General features: G+C 65.5%; 8 protein-coding genes and 4 pseudogenes. 9 read left to right on the top strand and 3 right to left on the bottom strand.

Annotation, left to right across the window (positions count from 1 at the left end; genetic code table 11):
- Positions 1-302 precede the first annotated feature (302 nt).
- From PIB19_RS04265 to mazG, 3 genes and pseudogenes are all read right to left on the bottom strand, one after another.
- Entirely contained in the window at positions 303-524 is a 222-nt protein-coding gene (locus PIB19_RS04265) for a hypothetical protein (protein ID WP_336297315.1), read from the bottom strand.
- 68 nt (positions 525-592) lie between these two features.
- Entirely contained in the window at positions 593-1,138 is a 546-nt protein-coding gene (locus PIB19_RS04260; protein ID WP_271241075.1) for a hypothetical protein, read from the bottom strand.
- A pseudogene (gene mazG / locus PIB19_RS04255) lies at positions 1,135-1,862 on the bottom strand (nucleoside triphosphate pyrophosphohydrolase). Before mazG ends, PIB19_RS04260 begins: the two are co-directional and overlap by 4 nt.
- Before the next feature lie 282 nt (positions 1,863-2,144).
- On the opposite strand from mazG, the gene PIB19_RS04250 reads away from it, so the two are divergent.
- From PIB19_RS04250 to PIB19_RS04215, 9 genes and pseudogenes are all read left to right on the top strand, one after another.
- On the top strand, positions 2,145-3,209 hold the full coding sequence (locus PIB19_RS04250; RefSeq protein WP_271239803.1) for a hypothetical protein: 1,065 nt from the start codon (positions 2,145-2,147) through the stop codon (positions 3,207-3,209).
- Between the two features lie 12 nt (positions 3,210-3,221).
- Complete coding sequence (locus PIB19_RS04245; RefSeq protein ID WP_271239802.1) at positions 3,222-5,417, top strand: hypothetical protein; 2,196 nt, start codon at positions 3,222-3,224, stop codon at positions 5,415-5,417.
- Positions 5,398-7,461, top strand: a pseudogene (locus tag PIB19_RS04240) (Calx-beta domain-containing protein); the annotation flags it as partial. The gene PIB19_RS04245 and the pseudogene PIB19_RS04240, both read left to right, overlap by 20 nt.
- Before the next feature lie 28 nt (positions 7,462-7,489).
- Positions 7,490-12,736, top strand: a pseudogene (locus tag PIB19_RS04235) (cadherin domain-containing protein); the annotation flags it as partial.
- A 50-nt stretch (positions 12,737-12,786) separates the two neighbouring features.
- A pseudogene (locus PIB19_RS23475) lies at positions 12,787-12,903 on the top strand (calcium-binding protein); the annotation flags it as partial.
- An 18-nt stretch (positions 12,904-12,921) separates the two neighbouring features.
- The gene (locus tag PIB19_RS04230) at positions 12,922-13,734 is read left to right on the top strand and encodes an Ig domain-containing protein (protein WP_271239800.1); all 813 of its coding nucleotides are present in this window, start codon (positions 12,922-12,924) and stop codon (positions 13,732-13,734) included.
- Positions 13,731-17,255 carry a cadherin repeat domain-containing protein gene (locus tag PIB19_RS04225; protein ID WP_271239799.1) on the top strand — a complete coding sequence of 1,175 codons (3,525 nt, stop codon included), beginning with the start codon at positions 13,731-13,733 and terminating at the stop codon, positions 17,253-17,255. The genes PIB19_RS04230 and PIB19_RS04225 overlap by 4 nt, the downstream gene beginning before the upstream one ends.
- Complete coding sequence (locus tag PIB19_RS04220; RefSeq protein ID WP_271239798.1) at positions 17,140-19,473, top strand: hypothetical protein; 2,334 nt, start codon at positions 17,140-17,142, stop codon at positions 19,471-19,473. The genes PIB19_RS04225 and PIB19_RS04220 overlap by 116 nt, the downstream gene beginning before the upstream one ends.
- A gap of 11 nt (positions 19,474-19,484) precedes the next feature.
- Positions 19,485-20,003, top strand: a complete 519-nt coding sequence (locus PIB19_RS04215) for a toxin-activating lysine-acyltransferase (protein ID WP_271239797.1) — start codon at positions 19,485-19,487, stop codon at positions 20,001-20,003.
- Positions 20,004-20,050 lie beyond the last annotated feature (47 nt).

Raw genomic sequence — 20,050 nt, 5'->3', positions numbered from 1 at the left:
CCGATATTGTCCGTTCGCTAAGGGAAACGGGGAACAAATAGTCGCCGAAGTTGACACAGGCGTGCGTGCGGATTCCCTGTTTGTGAGAGGGCGCGCGCATCCGTCATCGCGGCGGATGCCGGGATCCAGAGCCACGAGCGGCACGGCCGCCTACTCTGGGCCCCGGCTTTCGCCGGGGTGACGATTGGGGGGCGATCCCGGTGTTGGCCGGATGTCGAGGGTTCACGCGTTCAAAGAGCGTTGCGAAGGCAAGGACTGATGACGGTCTTGTCCAGTCGAGCAGACGAAATCCTACATTGCAATCAGGGCGCCGGCCGGGCGCTGTTCGGCGCGGGCTTTTCGAGCTCGAAGCGGATCCGGGTGCGGATCCGGCGCACGCCCGAGGCCAGCCCGGCAGTCGAGCCCTTTCCGGCATAGGACCGGGCATTGGCGGCAAAGACATCGCAGGCGGCACGATCGAGCGCTGCGTCGCCGGCGCTCGCAGTCACCTTGCAGGCGATCACCTTGTCGCCCGGCCCGACCAGCGCCTCGATCGTCGCGAGTCCCTGCGCGCCGCGGCCGAGCGCTTCGGCTGGGTAACTCTGCGCGGCGTCTATGTGGATCGCTTTGGGCGGAGAGGAGGTGCGGGGCAGCGGCGACTGTTGAAGATGAAACGCAGATAGCCGCAGTCGATCGGATGCACCGCCTGCAGCGCGGTGATGCGATAGACGTAGCCATAATGGCGGCCGGCGCGCGTGCGGTTGCGATTGGTGCAGGCATTGCTGACGAGATATTTGCGCGCGACCAGCTTCACCCAGACGGCGCGCGTGCCGCTGCGGTCCGCGCGCGTCCGGCCGAACGCGCGATCGAGTTCGGCGCGCGCCGCCGCGGGGTCCAGGCACAGTTCACCGACGCGCTGCTGGCCCTTTGCCCGCAATTGCTCATTCTCGACGAGAAGGGCGAGGGGATGGAAGGTCGCACCTTCCCAACCGTCGGAACCGATGGCCAACAAGCCCTCGTCGGGCGTGGGACCGGCAACTTCGAGGCCATCCGGGAATAATCGAGGCAGTACGATCAGGGCGATCAGGATCGCTCCGATCGCACCGTAGAGGAGCAGGCCGACCGGGCGCTGGCTTCGCACCCATTGCCAGAGCCTCATCCGCCCTTGGCCTTGACCCACAAGGCTTCCTTGCCGTCGAGATCGAGCCCGGCGAATGCCTCGCCGGCTTCGGCCTCCATTGCCCGGAAGCGGCGTTCGAACTTGGCGTTGGCGCCGCGCAGCGCGGCTTCGGGGTCGACGCCTTGCTTGCGTGCCCAATTGACCATTGCGAACAGCAGGTCGCCAATCTCTTCCTCGCGCTCCTCATGCGTGACCGCGGCTTCGACTTCGGCCAGTTCCTCGTCGATCTTGGCGCGGGCGCCGCTTGCGTCGGGCCAGTCGAAGCCGGTGCGCGCGGCGCGTTTCTGGAGCTTCTCGGCGCGAAGCAAGGCGGGGAGGCCGAGTGCGACGCCCTCAAGCGCGCCTGCCGATTGCGCGCGCTCCTCTGCCTTCGCCCCCGCTCTGCGGCCTTGATTTGTTCCCATAAATGGTGGCCGCCCTCCGCGGCGCCCAGGAAGATGTGCGGGTGGCGGCGCTCCATCTTGTCGCTGATCGAAGCGATCACGTCGGGAAGCGCGAAATGGCCGGCTTCCTCGGCCATGCGGCTGTGGAAGACGACCTGGAGCAGCAGATCGCCGAGCTCGTCCTTGAGATCGGCCATATCGCCGCGTTCGATCGCGTCGGCGACTTCATAGGCTTCCTCGATCGTATAAGGCGCGATCGTCTCGAAGGTCTGGACGGTGTCCCATTCGCAACCGGTCTTCGGATCGCGCAGCCGCGCCATGATCGTGACGAGCCGTTCGATATCGGGGAGGTCATGTGGGGCTCTCTCGGGCTGTTTTGGGTTAGCGCCATTTTGAAAAGAGACTCGCGGGTGGAGCATAACGCTGCTGCCTCCATGCCACCACCGCCGCGCGGACACAAAGCGCTGGCGGCGGTGGTGGGGCCTGAAGTGGCGCCGTCCGCATTGCCGGCGATGCGAGAGGGATAAGTGTCCCATGGGAGGGCCTGTCGGGTCGAGCATATTCGGTCGCCCGCGATCTTGCCAGAACACCCTGGCAGGCGCTTGAATTTCTTGGAATCGACCCGGAAGCCGCTTGACGATCACGGTTCTAGCGGTCAATTTCGTCCCTGCGGCGGTTGTTCCAGAAAATTCATAAAGCCGCGGTGTCGCACATGCTTTTTGACGGCAAAGCGCTTAGCAGTGCTTGGCCGCGGGGAGGGGTTATTGCGTCGGCATCGCGTCGAGTTGCTGCAGGGCGCCATCGCGATTTCCGCGATGTTGTCGGCTTGCGGCTGCACGCCGCACTCCTACGCCGGAATCGACCTTCGCCCCGGCCGCGCACCGGCGGACCTGCAGGCGCTCGCCGAACAGGCCCGTGCGGGCGACAAGCAGGCGCAGATGGACCTGTCGGACCGCTTCGCCGCGGGTGACAGCATCGCCGCCGATCCGCGACGTGCCGAGCAACTCCTCGAAGCGGCGGCGAGCGACAGGGGAGGCCGCCGTCTGGTCTTCGTCCCGCGCGGCAATGGCGCCGTGCAAGCGATGCCGGTCAACACGGGCCCATTTGAGCCTGGGCTGTCCGCCGCCAAGCAGCGGCTGGCGGCGCGGCGCGGGGCCGGCAGAGCCCGGGACCCGTTGCGCGAGATCGATCGCCGCACCGCCGAGACGGCGCTGGCGGGGCTGGCAACTCGCACGCGCTTCGCGGTCTATCCCGCACAGCCTGTGGCCTCCTGCGCCGAGGCGGCGCGCCATGCGACTGTGGAGGAATATCTCGACACCGAAATCCTCGGCGCGCTGGTCGCGGTGCCGCCCAATTGCCTGCTGACGCCGCCGCGCATCAGCGAGGTGGTGACGCTCGCGCGCACCGGGCACGCCAAGGCGCGGACGGCGTATCTCGCGCTGATCCTGGAGCTGCACCGCTGCGACGACGCGCCGAATCGCGCGCTGCTGCTCGCGGCGAGCGACCAAGGCGATGCCGTCGCCTCGATCGTCGCCGGCAATCTCCTTCGTCTCTGCGGATCTCCCGTCGAGGCCGCCCACCGATACCGGCTCGCCGGCGATCAGGGCGTGCCCAACGCTGCTTCTTATTACCGACCTCTCGAAATCCCTTCCATTCCCCGGCCTTAACAGGAGCTGTCGATGCCCAACAGCTATACGATCACCGGCACCGGTGCCAATCGCCGCCTGACGCCCGTTGCGGGCAGCGGGCTGCCGGTGATCAAGGTCGGCACGGGGCTGGCCGGGATCAACCTCCAGTCCTTCGTCGATGCGCTCAATCGCAAGATTGACGCTTCGCCCACTTATGCCAACGAACTCAAATGGGCGGGGTCCGAGGGAATCGTCCTGAGCGGCGTCACCTACAACGCCAATACCAGTTACTTGAACACCAACCCCAACGAAGCCACTCGCGTCGACCCACGTTTGGTCGGCGGCTTCGCCAATTGGAACGGCGATAATCAAGGCACTGGCGTGTTCGTCAACCGGCCCAGCGTACCCTTCGAGCTGCGTGCCTATCTCTCCATTACCGGCAACACGTTCAACGGCGTTATCGACTATGACGCCATGGCGGAAGTGTTTCTGCACGAAGGGATCGGACACCCGCGTTACGGTAGGCACGTCTGGAACAATTATCCGGGCGATTATCAGCGCGTGCTTCGCGACGGCGTCTATCTGATGGACTTCCGAGTCGACAGCGAACTGGGAGTGCCGGCCGCGGTCAACGCGCAAGGCGCGTCGATTTTGCAGGCGGCGCACCCGACGATGGCCACGGGCAATCTCGCCCTCACCGTGGACGGGTACAAGGCGTTGCTCCGGCGATCGGGCTGGACGGAAGCGCAGATCGCGGCTGTTCCCGCCGCCAATCTGTCGGGCAATTATTCGTTCACGGACAGCGCCGGGCACACCGTCTGGGTGTTGAGCGACACCGAGTATTTCACGCTCCGCGCCATCGAGCGACGCGATTCCGTCGAGACCTTCTATCGCAAGAACCACCGCATCAACGCGGGCAATCGCGAAGTCCCGCTCTACATCCAGCGCGAGGGCACGACCGTCAGTGCCTTTTTCGGCGCGATCGGCGGCGCGCTGACTACGGTCGACGGCGGCCAGCTCGGCATGGCGCTGGGCTCGACGCTCGGCAAGCGGCTCTCCGATCAGCCGTTGGCGCAGATCGTGGCCTCCGCCACGCTGAGCGCGGTGCTCGGAGCGCTGGGTGAATTCATTGACACCGAAGTATTCGGCGGCACCCAGACGACCACCAATTTCCTGACGCGCACCCGCGATCCGCTGAGCGGCAAGGAGCAGATCGGTCTGAGCGGCAATTTCGGCAAGACCATCCTGTCCAACATCGAGGGCGGATCGATCGGCGCAGTCTCCTCCTATCTCACTGCGGAGCTGGTCAAGGCGATCGGCCTCGGCGGCGTTCCGGCCGAAGTGGCGAACAGCGTGGGCGGCGCGGTGATCTCGCAGATCATCTCGAACAGCCTGCATCTCGGCGAAACCTATCAAGTGGTGCGCAATGGCCAGCTGGTCACCGAGACGCGCAACCTGTTCAGTCAGATCGGGCCGAGCCTGTTGGTCAACGCCATCGGTTCGTACATCGGCACCAAGCTCGCCGCCGAGATCAAGACTTTCGACACGGTTGGTGGGCAGATCGGCTCGGCGGTCGGCGCGATCTATGGCAGCTTCGCGGCGACGGGCGCGCTGGCTAGCCTGGCGGCGAGTTCCGGCGTTGCCGCGGCCGGCGCCGGCACGTTGGCGAACGCCGCCGCCTTCGCGGCCGCCAATCCGATCGTCGCGATCGCTGTCGTTGCCGTGATAGTGCTGGTCGATCTCGCTGCTGGGTGGGCTGATCGGCTCGATCTTCGGCGGCACTCCGCGCTCAGGCGCCGACGCCACCTGGGATGCGAGCAAGAACGAGTTCGTCGCCGCCAATGTCTATGCGCGCAAGGGCGGATCCAAGGATGCCGCGCGCCAGATGGCAACCGCGGTCAGCGGCAATCTCAATTCGGTGCTCTCTGCCAGCGGTGCCGTGCTTCTCGATGCCAAGGCCGTTCAGGCCGGCAATTACGGGATGCGCAAGAAGGACTTCGTGTATCGCGCAACATCGACGCAGGACACCAATGCGATCACGGCGCGCTTTTCGGGCAAGAGCGGCGCCGAACAGCTGGTGACGCACGGCACCTATATCGCGCTGTCCGACATGGTCGGTCAGCTCGCCGGGGGCGACGTCTATGCCAAGCGCACACTGGCGACTTCGCTGGCCAATGCGCAGGGCAATCCGAACAGCAATGCGGTGGGCGCCGCCGGGCAGTTCGACATGACGACGCTGCTCGGTGATTTCTCGGTTGCCAGCGACTATGCCGAATATGTCGCCGATCCTTCGACGATCAATACCATGATCGCAGCCAATCCGGACAGCGCTTTCGCCGCGGGCTGGCTGGTCACGCTGTCGCGCGCGAGCGAGCTGGGCCTCGATCGCCGTGCTTATACCGACTGGATCGGCGGCTATAATGCGTTCCTCGATCAGGCGGTCGACGATCGGATGGGCGGCGCCGCGCTTCATGCCGGGCTTATCGAGATGAAGCTCGATGCGTTGAGCGGCACGCGCTTCTGGAACGTCTACGAAGCGAGCGGCGCCCAGCTGGGCTATATTCAGGACACTATCCAGCCCGGCGCACAGACGATGATCGGAGGCACTGCCAGCAACGACGTGATCGATCTGACCACCGGGCGTCTCGCCGACCAGCGCGGCCTCACGATCGACGGCGTGCTGCAAAACGATCTCGCGCTTGCAGGCACTGATTTCACCGCCGCGTCGGGAACGCTCAGCTTTGCGGCGAGTGATCTGCGCAAGAGCTTCACGGTGGCGCTGACGGCGGACTCTGTCGCCGAGGGTGTCGAACGCTTCCTGGCCAGGCTCTCCGCCGCGACTGGGCTCACCGTGGTGGGCAACGCGGCTGTCGCCACCATCGCCGAAGACGGCCTGCCGTCGCTGATGGTAGGCAACAGCTATGCCGCGGAGGCCGATGGCTATGCGGTCTTCCGTCTGAGCCTGTCGAAGGCGGCTTCGACTGACGTGTCGGTCGCGCTGGTGCTCGGCGACGCTACTGCCAGCGGCAACGGTGTCGATTATGGCGCTGGGTTGCAGGTCTCGAGCGACGGTGTGAACTGGACCAGCGCCAGCACCGCCACCTTCGCAGCGGGCGCCACGCAGCTGTTCGTCCGCACGCCGGTGATCGCCGATAACGGCATTGGTGCCGGTGGGGCTGCGACCAATGTCGAGCACGGCGAGCGCTTCACGTTGACGGCGACGGTCACCTCGGGCGCCGCCGCGCTCGGCAATGGCGCGGCTCCGGTGACCGGCGAGGCCACCATCCTGGACGGCGCCAGCCCGACACCGCTGGTATGGATCGATAATGTGGTCGTCCATGAGGCGACGGGCACCGCCACCTTCACTGTGTCGCGTTCGCGTGCCGGCACTGCAGCCAGTGTCGCCTATGCGGTGCAGGATCGCCGCGGTGTCGATATCGCGATCGCTGCCACCGTGGACGGTGGCGCGGGCGACGACACGATTTATGCGTCCAATCTCGGCGACAATTTGCTCGGCGGTGCGGGCAACGACACGCTCTATGGCGGTCGCCTCGATGACTGGCTTCTCGGCGGCGCCGGCAACGACACGCTCGACGCCGGCGGCGCGGTCATAGGCACGCTGGGCGGCGACGGCAATTATCTCGACGGCGGCGATGGCGACGACGTGCTTCGCGGGCGTGAGGGCTCGGACTGGCTCGAAGGCGGCGCGGGCGTGGACCAGCTCTATGGCGGCGCCGGCGACGACATCCTCGCAGGTGGGGCGGGCGCTGGCGACCGGCTGGAGGGCGGGCTCGGGTCCGACCAGTATCTGGTGCGCCGCGGCGACGGGCGCGACGACGCGATCGAGACCGGCTCCGCGGCGAGCACCGGCACGGTCGGCGACTACATCGTCGCGCGCATGACTGCGATCGAGAAATGGAAGGTCAACGCACTCCAGGCGGGTGCACTGCGCCCCGACTGGGTCGGCGGAGCGATCGGTGTCAGCCAGGGCAGGATCGACGGTGGCGAGGACGCGGTGGTGTTCGCGGCCGGGATCGGGCTGGGCGATGTCCGGCTCGAGCGGTCGGGGACCAGCGCCGCCCCCGGCGCCGATCTGATCGTCACCGTGTTCGACACGGTCAATGGCACCCAGGTCGAGAGCGCGCGCCTGGTGCTCAAGGATTGGTTTGTCGACGCATTCAAGCGCATCGAATGGCTGCGCTTCGCCGACGGCAACGGCATCAAGCTCAGCGACATCACCAGCTTCGTCATTGGCGGCACCGGCAACGACCTGCTGATCGGCACCCAGGGCAACGACTTCATCTGGGGCGGCGCCGGCAATGATCTCGATCCGCGCTCTGGCCGGCAACGACGTAGCGCTGGGCGGCGCTGGCGACGATCTCGTGTCGGGCGACGCCGACAACGACATCGTCGTCGGCGGCCTCGGCAACGATCAGGTGCTCGGTGGCAGCGGCAACGATCTGCTCACCGGCGACGAGGGCTTGGACGAAGTCTATGGCGGGGACGGCAACGACATCGTCTCGGGCGGGCGCGGCGACGGCGATGTCGTGGTCGGCGGCAAGGGCGACGACCGGTTCAAGTTCACGCGCGGCGACGGCCGCGACCTGATCTTCGATGACTATAACGATGCCGGCTGGACCACGGTGTTCGCCAGCGGCGCCTACCAGGCCGGCTACACCATCGATGCGCAGGGCAGCGTCCGCTATACCTGGGGCGACGGCACGGTCGAAGTGGTTGCGTTCAATCGCACCGGTAATCCGCAGAATCTCGATCTCGAATGGCGCGGTAAATTCAACTGGGATGCCGGCAGCGGCACGCTCCGGCGCTTCGTTGGTCCGGCCACCGGCTCGGTGGTGCAGGACGCAGGCGTGGACACAATCGAGTTCGCGCCGGGGATCGACATCCAGGACGTGGTGCTGCGCCGCGTCGGCAACGACCTGGTATTCGCGGTTGGCGACGACGATGCCGAGAGCAGTGATGCGCTCGCGCTCGCCGACAGTCTCACGGTCAAGGATTGGTACGCCGTCGGCGGCGGTGGGCAGATCGAGAAGCTCGCTTTCTATCAGACCGGCGTTCTCGACATTGAGACTTTGGTCGGCGGCACCCCGACCATCAAGCGCAATCTCTATGCCGGCACCGACGCAGCCGACGGCGCCGACGCCACGCCGCTCGGCGGCAGCGCGATCGACGACTGGATGACCGCGGGGGCGGGCGACGACGTCGTCGCAGGCGGGCTCGGCAACGACATCATCGCGGGCAATTCGGGTTCGGACACGCTGCGCGGTGAGGGTGGTGACGACGTGCTGTACGGCGGCACAGGCAACGACATGCTGGACGGCGGTGCCGGCAAGGACCTGCTGATCGGCGGCATGGGCTTCGACATCGCGTCGTACAAGTCCGCCACCGCCGCGGTGCGCGTCTATCTCACGCTGACCAGCGCCAATCTCGGCGATGCCGTCGGGGACGAATATTACGGGATCGAGGGCGTGCTGGGCGGTTCGGGCAACGATACACTCGGCGGCGATACCGGGCAGAACCAGCTCGAAGGCGGAGCGGGCACCGACAGCCTGTGGGGCAATACCGGCGACGACGTCTATGTGTGGAACCTCAATTATGGTGTGGACACGGTGTACGACGCCGCGTTTGGGGTCACCGGCGTCACGCCAACCTTCGACACCACGGTCGATGCGGGTATCGACATACTCGAACTGGGCGCGGGGCTCAGCCTCACCGACATGCAGTTCGCCTGGTCGGGCAACGACCTTTATTTGCGCAAGGACAACACCACCACCCAGCAGGTGACGCTGCAGGGACAGGCCAACGCCAATACCAGGATCGAGACGCTCCAGCTGGCCGACGGCCTCGCTGTATCACTGGCCAATGTGCTCGTCGCGGCGAGTTCGACTCAGCTGGTCGGCACCGCCGGCGACGACCTCCTCGCCGGCCAGGCGGGCGCGCTTGCCGACAACCTCGCGGGCGGCGCGGGCAACGACGCGCTGGTCGGCTATGCCGGAGACGACCAGTTGTTCGGCGGCGATGGCGACGACGTGCTCGAGGGCGGCCTTGGCGCCGACATGCTCGACGGCGGCGCCAACACTGCCATCGGCACGACCGAGACGGCCGGCGACACGGTCCGCTATGTGCGTTCCGCGGCCGGCGTCACGGTCAATCTCACGGTCGCTGGGGCGCAGGTGGGCGGCGATGCTGCGGGCGATGTGCTGGCGGGAATCGAAAATGTCGTTGGCTCGCAGCTGGTCGACACGATCACCGGCGACGCGGGCGGGAACCGGCTGGCGGGACTCGACGGCAACGACACGCTCCGCGGCGGCGGCGGCGATGATGTGCTGCTCGGCGACGGCGGCGACGACTTCCTCTACGGCGATGATGGCATCGACGCGATCTCGGGCGGCGAGGGGGCCGACCGCATCTGGGGCGGCGCGGGCGACGACCGGCTCGACGGTGGAGACGGCGCGGACACGATCTATGGCGATGCCGGAAAGGATACGCTGACCGGCGGCGCGGACCGCGACACGCTGTATGGCGGCGACGACGACGACACGCTCTCCGGCGGCGACGGCATCGATACGATCGACAGCGGCGCTGGCAACGACACGATCAGCGGCGGTGCCGGCAACGACACCCTGTCCGACGGGGGCGGGGACGACGTCTATCTGTTCGACTCACGGTCGGGGGACGATGCGCTTATCGATCTATCCGGCAAGAACAGTATCGTCTTCGACACCTCGGTAAGTTTTGACCAGCTCTGGTTCGCACGCTCGTACACGGACCTGGTGATCGGCATCATCGGCAGCAGCAGCCGGGTGCGAGTGGTCAATTACTTCTCTCCCAACGCAACCGGCATGATGCATTCGGTGTCGACGGCGACGCACACTTTGTTCCTTGCGCATTCCGCGCCATTGATCGATGCGATGACCGCGCTCCAGGTCCCTGCGCCGGGAGCGATGCCCGCTTCCGTCGCGGCGCTGCTTGCGGATTACTGGCATCAAGGCGACAAGGCCGTGCCGAAGGCGAGCGCGATCACGCTCACCACGAGCGAGGACGTCGCCACCGCGGCGACGTTCGTCAACGCAGTCGATGATGACGACAACATCACCGGCTATGCCATCGGCAATGCCGCGGCGCATGGCAGCGTCGCGCTCAATGCGACGTCGGGGCAGTTCATCTACACCCCTGGCGCAGACTATTCGGGCAACGACGGCTTCTCCATCGTCGTCACGGATGCCGACGGCCAATCGGTCGAGGTCGCGGTCGCGGTCACGATCGCGGCGGTGAACGACGCTCCGGGCGCGATCACCGTGTCGGGCACGGCGCTCGGCGTTGCCGAGGCAGGCACGGGCAGCGCCACTGCGGTGGGGACCGTGGTCGGCCAGCTCGTCTCGAGCGATGTCGATGGCGACTCGCTGACCTTCAGCTTGATCGACGATGCCGGCGGCCGCTTCCAGATCAGCGCGAATGGCCAGCTCAGCGTCAAGATGCCGGCCTCGCTCAACTTCGAAGCGGCGCAGAGCCACGCGGTCACCGTCCAGGCTTCGGATGGCAAGGGCGGGACGCGCCAGGCGAGCTTCACCGTCGCAGTGACCAACGTCAACGAGGCGAATGCGCTGCCCGCCAGCGCGAGCTTGAGCGTCGCCGAGAACATCGCGATCGGCGCCACGGTCGGCACCATCGCCGCGACCGATCCCGACGACGCGCACGCGTTTGGCCAGCAGCGTTATTATTTCCTCAACGGCACCACCGCGAGTGCTACCTCATCGGATGGCCGCTATACGATCGACGCGGTCACCGGCGTGATCAAGACGGCGGCTGCGCTCAATTTCGAGGCGGCCAATCCAAGCCTGGTCTACAAGGTGATCGCCCGCGACAATGCCGGCACCGCGCCTTACAATCAGGCGACGTCCGACGTCACCATCGGCATCACCAACATCAACGAGGCCAACAACCTGCCCGCGACGCTGGCGATGAGCGTGACCGAGAATGTCGCGACCGGTACGACCGCAGGCACCGTTACGGCGGCGGATCCCGACGGCACGCACGCGTTCGGCCAGCAGCGTTATTATTTCCTCAACGGCACCACTGCGAGCGCGACTTCGGCCGACGGCCGATACACGATCGACGCCGTCACCGGTGCAATCAAGACCGCGATCGGGATCAGCTACGAAGCAGGCGCATCGGGCACCTACAAGGTGATCGCGCGCGACAATGCGGGCACTGCGCCCTACAATCAGGCGGCGACTGATGTGACGATCACCGTCAACGACGTCAACGAAGCGAACAGCTTGCCGACCACTCCCAATATGACGGTCGCCGAGAACGTCGCTATCGGCACCACCGTCGGCACGATCGTCGCAGCGGTCGATCCCGACGGAGCGGGAACGGCTTTCGGCCAGCAGCGCTATTATTTCCTCAACGGAACAACGGCGAGCGCGACCTCGTCAGACGGTCGCTACACAATCGACGCGGTCACCGGCGTGATCAAGACCGTAGCGGCGCTCAACTTCGAAGCGGGGACGCCGAGCGCCTCCTACACCGTGATTGCGCGGGACAATGCCGGCGCGGCGCCCTATTTCCAGGCACAGACGAGCTTCACGATCGCCGTCACCGACGTCAACGAAGCGCCAACCGCAATGAGCTGGACGCCGACAGGGATCAGCGTCCAGGAGCGTGATCGCATCGCTGCCAGCGCACCCGACGCAGCGCGTGCGGCGGTTGTTCTCGCCACCTTCGGCGTCACCGATCCCGACACTGCGGGATCCACCTTCGCCATCTTCTCCTACACGGTCGACGACAGCCGTTTCGAGTTCGTCGGCAACAGCCTGCAGCTCAAGGCCGGTGTCTCGCTCGACTATGAGACGGCGACGTCGATCGCGCTGACGGTGACGGCGACCGACACCTCGACCACGCCCCAGTCGATCGCTAGGCCGGTGACCATCACCGTCACCAATCGCGACGACGTGATCGAAGGCACGTCAGGCAACGACAGCTATATCGGCCAGCAGAATCGCGATCTCATCTACGGTTATGGCGGTGCCGACACGCTCGACGGCGGCGCCGGCGATGATATGCTCGACGGTGGCGCGGGCAACGACCGGCTGATCGGCGGCCTGGGCATCGACACCCTCTATGGCCGGGAGGATGCCGACACGCTGATCGGCGGCGACGGCAACGACACGCTCTATGGCGGCGCCAATAACGTCGGCACCAACGACACGCTGTTCGGTGACGCCGGCAACGACACGCTTTACGGCGAGGATGGCGACGATCTGCTCACCGGCGGCGTGGGCGCGGATGTGCTCGACGGCGGGCTCGGCAGCGACTGGGCTGACTATAGCTTCCAGAGCGAAGGCGTCGCAGCGACCGCGGCGGTGGTCGCCGATCTCGCGGCGCCCGCGAACAATACCGGGCTCGCGGCGGGCGACAGCTTCGTCTCGATCGAGAATCTGATCGGTACCGGCCTCGACGACACGCTCCGTGGCGACGCGAACGCCAACACGCTACGCGGCGGTGCGGGCAACGACACGCTCGTCGGCAATGCGGGCGACGATACGCTCGAGGGCGGTGCAGGGGCCGACAATCTCTCCGGGGGGATGGCAACGACCTGCTCGACGGCGGCGACGGGAATGACATCATCTATGGCGGCATCGGCAACGACACGCTGCGTGGCGGTCTCGGTAACGATCAGCTCTTCGCGGAAAATGGCGACGACACGCTGGACGGCGGCGCGGGCGACGACGTGCTCAACGGCGGGCTCGAGAACGACACCTATATCATGACGCGCAGTTCGGGTGCCGACACGATCAACAACTACGATCCATCCGGCGCCGATATCGATGTGATCGGTCTTCAGGACGCTACTCCGATCCTCGATCAGGATATCTGGTTCGAGCGCAGCGGCAACGACATGATCGTCTCGGTGATCGGCACCACGTCGAGCGCACGGATCGTAGGCTGGTACACGATGCCGGGCGTCGACGGTGCCAATTTCAAGATCGATTTCATCATCGCGGGCGTCGCGCAGAGCAAGACGATCAATGTCGAGGCCCTGGTCCAGCTGATGGCGTCCAAGACCAAGCCGACCACCGTCGCGCAGCGCGACGCCATCATGGCGGACGCCACCTACAAGGCGCGTTGGGCGACCTATTGGGGCACCAATGCCAAGCCGGTGATCGCTGCGATCGCCAATCAGAGCGTCAACGAGGATGTGCCGCTGGTGCTGACGGTCACTGCGACCGACGACATCACGCCCGCCGCGGGCATCACCACCACGGCGCAGATATTGTCGGGCGGGACGGTCATTCCCGCGAGCAATCTCGTCTGGGGCCTGCCCGATCTGCAGGGGCGCCGCACGCTGACGATCACGCCGGCGGCGAACGTCGCCGGCACCGCTACGATCCGTCTGACCGCCACCGACGCCGGCGGCGTGGTGAGCGACGTGCGCGACTTCATCGTGACGGTGAACGCAGTCGCCGACACGCCGATGATCGCCGGCTTCTCGGCAACCTCGGGCAATTCGGGGGCACCGGCCTGCCGCTCAATGTCAACGTGACCTTCCCGGACGGCGATGGTTCGGAGACGCAGGAGCTGTGGATCACCGGCGTGCCCGCCGGCGCGACGCTGAGCGCCGGCACCTATGACAGCGCGAGCGCGACCTGGAAGCTTACCAAGGCCCAGACAGCGGGACTCAAGGTCATCACCCCGGCGGGGTGGAGCAAGGACATGACGCTCACGCTCAGCGCGCGCGCGACCGAGAACAATCAGACCGCGATCGCAACCGCCAGCGCCGCCATGGTAATCAACGCGGCACCGATCGACATGCGGCTCGGCGGCAACGGCATCACCGGCCCTGCGGTCGTCGAGTTCACGCCGAGCAGCAATCCCTCGGGCGCCGTCGTCGGGGTGGTCGGGCCGGTCGATCCCGATTCACTCGATCGCAATCGGGTCACTACCGATTTCGCGGCGATGCCAAGACGCGGGACCGGCGAAGAGCGGATCATCACCGGCACCGGCCCGGCAGGGGGCAGCGTATCGCTGCTCGAGACCGGCCAGTTCAACGGCACCGGCGATCCGACCGGCGGCGGGGTATTCGACATGAGCGCAGGCGCGGTCGATCCGACCAAGGTCTATAAATACACGATCTACGTGAAGGCCGAGAACAACTCGCCGCAGACGCTCTATTTCGGTACGCGCGGCAATGTCGAGAATGCCGCCAGCGGTACAGCCGATACCAATCCCTATTTCTGGTATCAACAGGCCGGCACGCTGGTGCAGGACCGCTGGTACCGGATTGAGGGTTATGTGCTGCCGACCGGATCTGCGCTGGTGCCGCAGGGCCTTTTCGGCGGCGTTTACGATACCGTTACCGGCGCGAAGGTGGGCAACACCACCACCTTCCGGTTCGCGCCGGGCGCGGCGGACACCAATGTGCGCTTCTTCAGCTTCTATGGTGAAGGCACGTCGGGCTATAGCGGCCAATGGTACCAGCCGGTCGTGGAGCAGCAGGACTATAGCTTCGCGCTGACCGACAGTGCCGGCGGCCGCTTCGCGATCGACCCGGTCACCGGGCTGGTCACCGCGGTGGGCACTGCCTTCGATTATGAGACGGCGACGAGCCACAATGTCACGGTGCGCGTCACCGATGGATGGGGCGCGCAGCTCAGCCAGACCAAGACGATCACGGTTACAGCCGTCAACGAGGCGCCGACGATTTCGGGCGGGCCGACCGCGGTCTATTATGACGAGACCGGGCTGGGCGCCGCACCGGCGACTGTCGGCGGCGTCTTCGCCAGCTTCACGCTGGGCGACCCCGACGCCGGGCAGACGCCCACGCTGCAATTCGTGTCCAATCCGGGGGGACTATTCGCGATTTCGGGCAACAGCGTCCAGTTCGCCTCCGCGCTTAACTACGAGACGCTGCGTGGTGCCGGCTATTCCACCGGGGACTTCAACGGCGACGGCCGCACCGAAGCTTTTGTCGGAGACGTCGTGGTACGTGCCACGGACGGGACACTCGGTTCGACGACCAAGACCGTCAAGGTCTATGTCCAAGACGTCAACGAGACTCCTTATTTCACCGGCGGCGGCGATTGGCGCTTCTTCGATGAGACCGGGTTGGGCGCCAACCCGGCGAACGCCAGCACCGTAATCACCACCTTCACCGCCGCCGATCCCGACGGCACCACGCCGAGCTTCCAGCTGCTCAACAATCCCAACGGCTGGTTCACGCTCGTCGGTTCGACGTTGCGCTTCACAGGTACCAATCTGAGCTTCGAGGCGTTCCGCGATTCGGGCAGCTACGGTATCAGTGACTGGAACGGGGACGGCCGGCTCGAAGCACATATCGCCGATGTCTGGGTCCGCGCGACCGATGGCGTGAACTATGTCGACAAGCTCACGCAGGTGTTCATCAGCGACGTCCCCGAAGCCCCGGTGATCACCAGCGGCGGCGGCTGGCAGTTCCTCGACGAGACCGGTCTCGGCGGCGCACGCGCGGCCAATGCCGATCAGATCGTCGCGACTTTCGCGATGAGCGACGGTGACGGCACCACGCCCACGCTTCAGCTCGTCAACAATCCGGGAAACTGGTTCTACATCTCGGGCAATACGCTGCGGCTACGCGCGGGATTCAATTTCGACTTCGAGAGCCTGCGTGCGCAAGGCTATGGCATCAACGACTGGAGCGGCGACGGCCGGCTCGAGGCGCACATCGCCGACGTCTATGTCCGCGCCACGGACGGCGGGCTCAACTCGGCCGATGTCCTGACCCAGGTTTTCATCAGCGACAGCAACGATCGCCCGAACAATCTGGTGCTCGAGGCAAGCAACGTTTTCAAGGAAACCGGCGACGGCAGCAGCCATGCCGGGCTGCTCCAGGCCCGGTTCAGTCTGAGCGATCCGGATGGCACGACCCCGCGGCTCGAGATTGTCGGCGGGAACGGCAACGGCTGGTTCCAGGTCAACGGCCAGCACATCCAGGTCACCGGCGCCAACTGGACCGCCGATTGGCTGCGCAGTACCCTGGGGGCGTACGGGCAGGACGCCGCCTTCAACTACGATACCAACGGCAACGGCATCCCCGAGATCCGCATCGCCACGTTGCAGCTGCGCGCCAACGACGATCGCGGCGGCGTGTCGGATCCTTTCACTTACAATGTCTATATCGAAGAGCGGAACGAGCAGAACGCGCTCGGGAACGCTGCATTCGGGGTCGACGAGAATGTCGGCGTCGGCACTGCGGTGGGCACCGTGGTGGCGAGCGATCCTGACCTCTGGGCGCCCTATCGCGACCAGCGTTATTATTTCTGGGACGGGTCCAACATCAGCGGCACTTCATCGGACGGGCGCTTTGCGATCGACGCAGTGAGCGGCGTGATCCGTACCAACGCCGGCTTGGATTACGAGGCCGCGAACACTTTCGCCTATACCGTCACCGCGCGCGATTACGCGGGCAATCCGGGCTATACCCAGTCCTTCGCGCGGGTCGATATCGGGGTGCGCAACACCAATGATAACGCACCCTATTGGACGAGCATCCAGGGTGCGCGGGTCATGGAGAACGCCAACATGCCCGGCGAGGCGCTGGGCGCGGTGGTTGCCGCGGCGGACGCGGACGGCAGCAGCACGGTCCGTTACTCGCTCGATCCGTCCTATAATGCGGGCGGCATCTTCTCGATCGATCCGATCACCGGTCAGATCAAGCTGACTCACGCCACGCTCGACTATGAAGCGAGCTATTGGACGGCCGGGGGCAATTCGGGCAAATATTACGATCTGCTCGTCTATGCCAGCGACGGCGGCTACACGATCGGCGCCAATGTCCGTATCGAAGTCGACAACCAGCGCAAATATCTGTGGAACAACAACCAGCTCAATCCGGCCTATACGCCCGATTGGCAGGCGACCTACACGGGCGGCGGACCGCAGATGCAGGGGGCGGAATTGCAAGCGATGGCGGGTGGCAGAATCGTCGCCTCAGGCAGTGCCGGTCCGCGGCGACGGCTGGTTCAACGAATGGTTCCTCTACGGGCCCGAAGGTCTGGTCGGCTATTATTCCGAGTACAACCAATATGAGGGCATGTTCCGCAATCGGCCGGAGAGCACCGGCCGTTATGCCATGGGCTACACCAAGATCGGCAATTCGTCGGTCTGGTCGGTCTATTCGGAGGACGAGAACAACACCAACACCGTGTTTGGCGGAGGCTTCCCGATCGGCATCGATCTGGGCGGCGACGGACTGACGCTCACCGACATGCTGACGACGAACGTCTTCTTCGATCGCGACGGCGATGGCTGGCGCGATCGGACGAGCTGGATCGGCGCCAGCGACGCTTTCCTCGCGCTCGACCGCAACGGCGACGGGATGATCACCGGCAACGACGAAATCAGTTTCGTCGGCGACAAGGCCGGTGCCAGGACCGATCTCGAAGGGCTCGCCGGGTTTGACGACAATGGCGACGGTGTGCTCGACGCGCAGGACGCGCGCTTCGGCGCGTTCCGGATCTGGCAGGATGCCAACCAGGACGGAGTCAGCCAGGCTGAGGAACTGCGCTCGCTCGCCGATGCGGGAATCCGCTCGCTGTCGCTCCGCGGCGTTGCGACCGGCGAAAGCTACACCGGCGGCAACGGCACCACGCTCGCCACGGCCGACTTCATCCGGACGGACGGAAGCCGGGGCACGCTGCACGACCTGGTTCTCGGCTATCTCCACGCCAACGGCATGGTCCCGCCAGACGACGAGCAAGCGGCGGCGGCCGATCCGCTCGATCGGAATGACGTTCAAGCCCCACGGGATATCGATCAGAACGACGGCTTGGCCGCTCCAATCATCTTCGACCTCGATGCGGACGGGAAGACGATCGTGCCGCTGGCGGAGAGCACGACGCTGTTCGACATGGTCGGCGACGGCCAGCTCCACAAAACGGCCTGGGCAGATAGCGGGGACGGGTTCCTCGTGCGGGATCGCAACGGCAACGGCGTGGTCGACGGGATCGGCGAGATTTCGTTCGTGGGCGACAAGGCCGGTGCCAAGACCGATCTCGAGGGGCTGGTCGCGTTCGACGACAATGGCGACCGGATTCTGGACGCCAACGATGCCAGCTTTGTCGGGTTCAGCGTTTGGATCGATGCCAATGCCAATGGCCGCACCGATGCCGGCGAGCTGCAGAGCCTGGCGCAGGCGGAAATCACCTCGATCAGCCTCAACGGAGCGCCGACCGGACAGACGGCGGCGCAGCGCACCGGCGGGCAGAGCGTGATCTTCAACACGGCGAACTACACACTTTCGAACGCCACTGTAGGCAGTCTCAGCGACGTCGGGCTCGCCTTCGACACGGCGGGGCAGGGTGCGGTGGGCGCGTGGACGACCAAGCCGGTGCTCGCCGAGGACCGCTTCAATCTCAAATCCGGCACGTCACGCATCAGCGCCGCGAACGGCCAGCTCATCGTCCGCCAGCGCGGCACGGAGTCGTTGTTCGATCCCGCGGCAGGGGCGATGGCTCCGGCGACGTTCCTGAAATTCCGCGACAAGACCGTCGGCATGCTGGGCGCACTCGTGCTCGATCTCGACGGCGACGGGATGGACCTCGAGCATCAACGCAATTCGGATGCCTCGTTCGACATGGACGGCAATGGTCGACGCGACAACACCGGCTGGGTCGCGAAGGGCGACGGGTTCCTCGTCATCGACCGCAACGGCGACGGCCGCATCACCACCGGTGCCGAATTGTCCTTCCTCGGCGAAAAATCGGGCGCGAGCACGAACTTCGAAGGTCTGGCGACCCTCGATGCCAACAAGGACGGCAAGATCACGGCGGCCGACACACGCTTCGGCGAACTCAAGATATGGTTCGACCGGGATCGCGATGGGATCAGCGATGACGGCGAATTGAAGTCGCTCGCGGACTTCGGCATCACCGAGATCGGCCTCCGGAACAGCGCGTCGCAGGTCTCGAACCAGAAGGTCGGATCGAACATCATGCTGTCGACGGCGGTGTTCACGCAGAACGGCAAGACGAAGACTGTCGCGGATGTCGCATTCGCCTTCTCACCTTCGGCCAACGCGCCCGCGCCAGCCATTGGCCGAGGCACCTTGCCGATGTTGCCGAATCTGAAAGACGACGACATGCTGTCACCCGGCGCATTGACGGATATGACGGGCCCGATCGACAGCCGGCTGGCGCTGATGCGGCAGGCCATGAGCGGGTTCGGCACGGGTTCCGCAGCCGAGACTCGGCTCGACAAAGCCGATATCGGCCGGGGCTATGATTTCTACGCTGCAACCGCGGCGTGACTGGGAAGAATATGAACGAAAACAACACGCCTCCCACCGTAAGCCATCTCCTTGGCGAGATGACGTGGCTGCTTACCCAGTCGCCCTTGCACCGGGCGCTCGCGATCGGCGATCTCGAATGGCTGGTCATGCCGGCGCTGCTGAACGAGCAATTCTACCTGTTCCGCGACGGGGACCGGCCGGTCGGGCTGGCGCTCTGGGCTGAAACCACGGCCGAAGGGGAGGCCAAATTGGGGCGCGGAATGATCGAGCCCGAGAACCGCCTGACGCTGGGAGAATGGAGTGGCGGCGATCGGCTCTGGCTGGTCGATCTGATCGCGCCTTTTGCCGACGCGACCAACAAGCATGTCGAGATCATGATGGCCGACCTGATCTCGAAGCCGCTGCGCGGACGCAGCTTCCAGTTCCATCGCACCGATCCGGCGACGGGCGTGAGAACGGCCCAGCGCGTCGATGCAGATGCGGGAGAAAAACTGGCCGAAGCTATCGCTGCGCAAGTGAGCGCGACGGCGTCCGGAACGCCGACCTGAGAACGGCCTGATTGATCGCGGAACAGGAATTGATTGGGACAAACCGT

This window comes from Sphingomonas sp. 7/4-4 (assembly GCF_027941955.1).
Taxonomy (GTDB): domain Bacteria; phylum Pseudomonadota; class Alphaproteobacteria; order Sphingomonadales; family Sphingomonadaceae; genus Sphingomonas.
The sequence above is the reverse complement of the archived record's forward strand: the minus strand, read 5'-3'. Positions and strand labels throughout refer to the sequence as shown.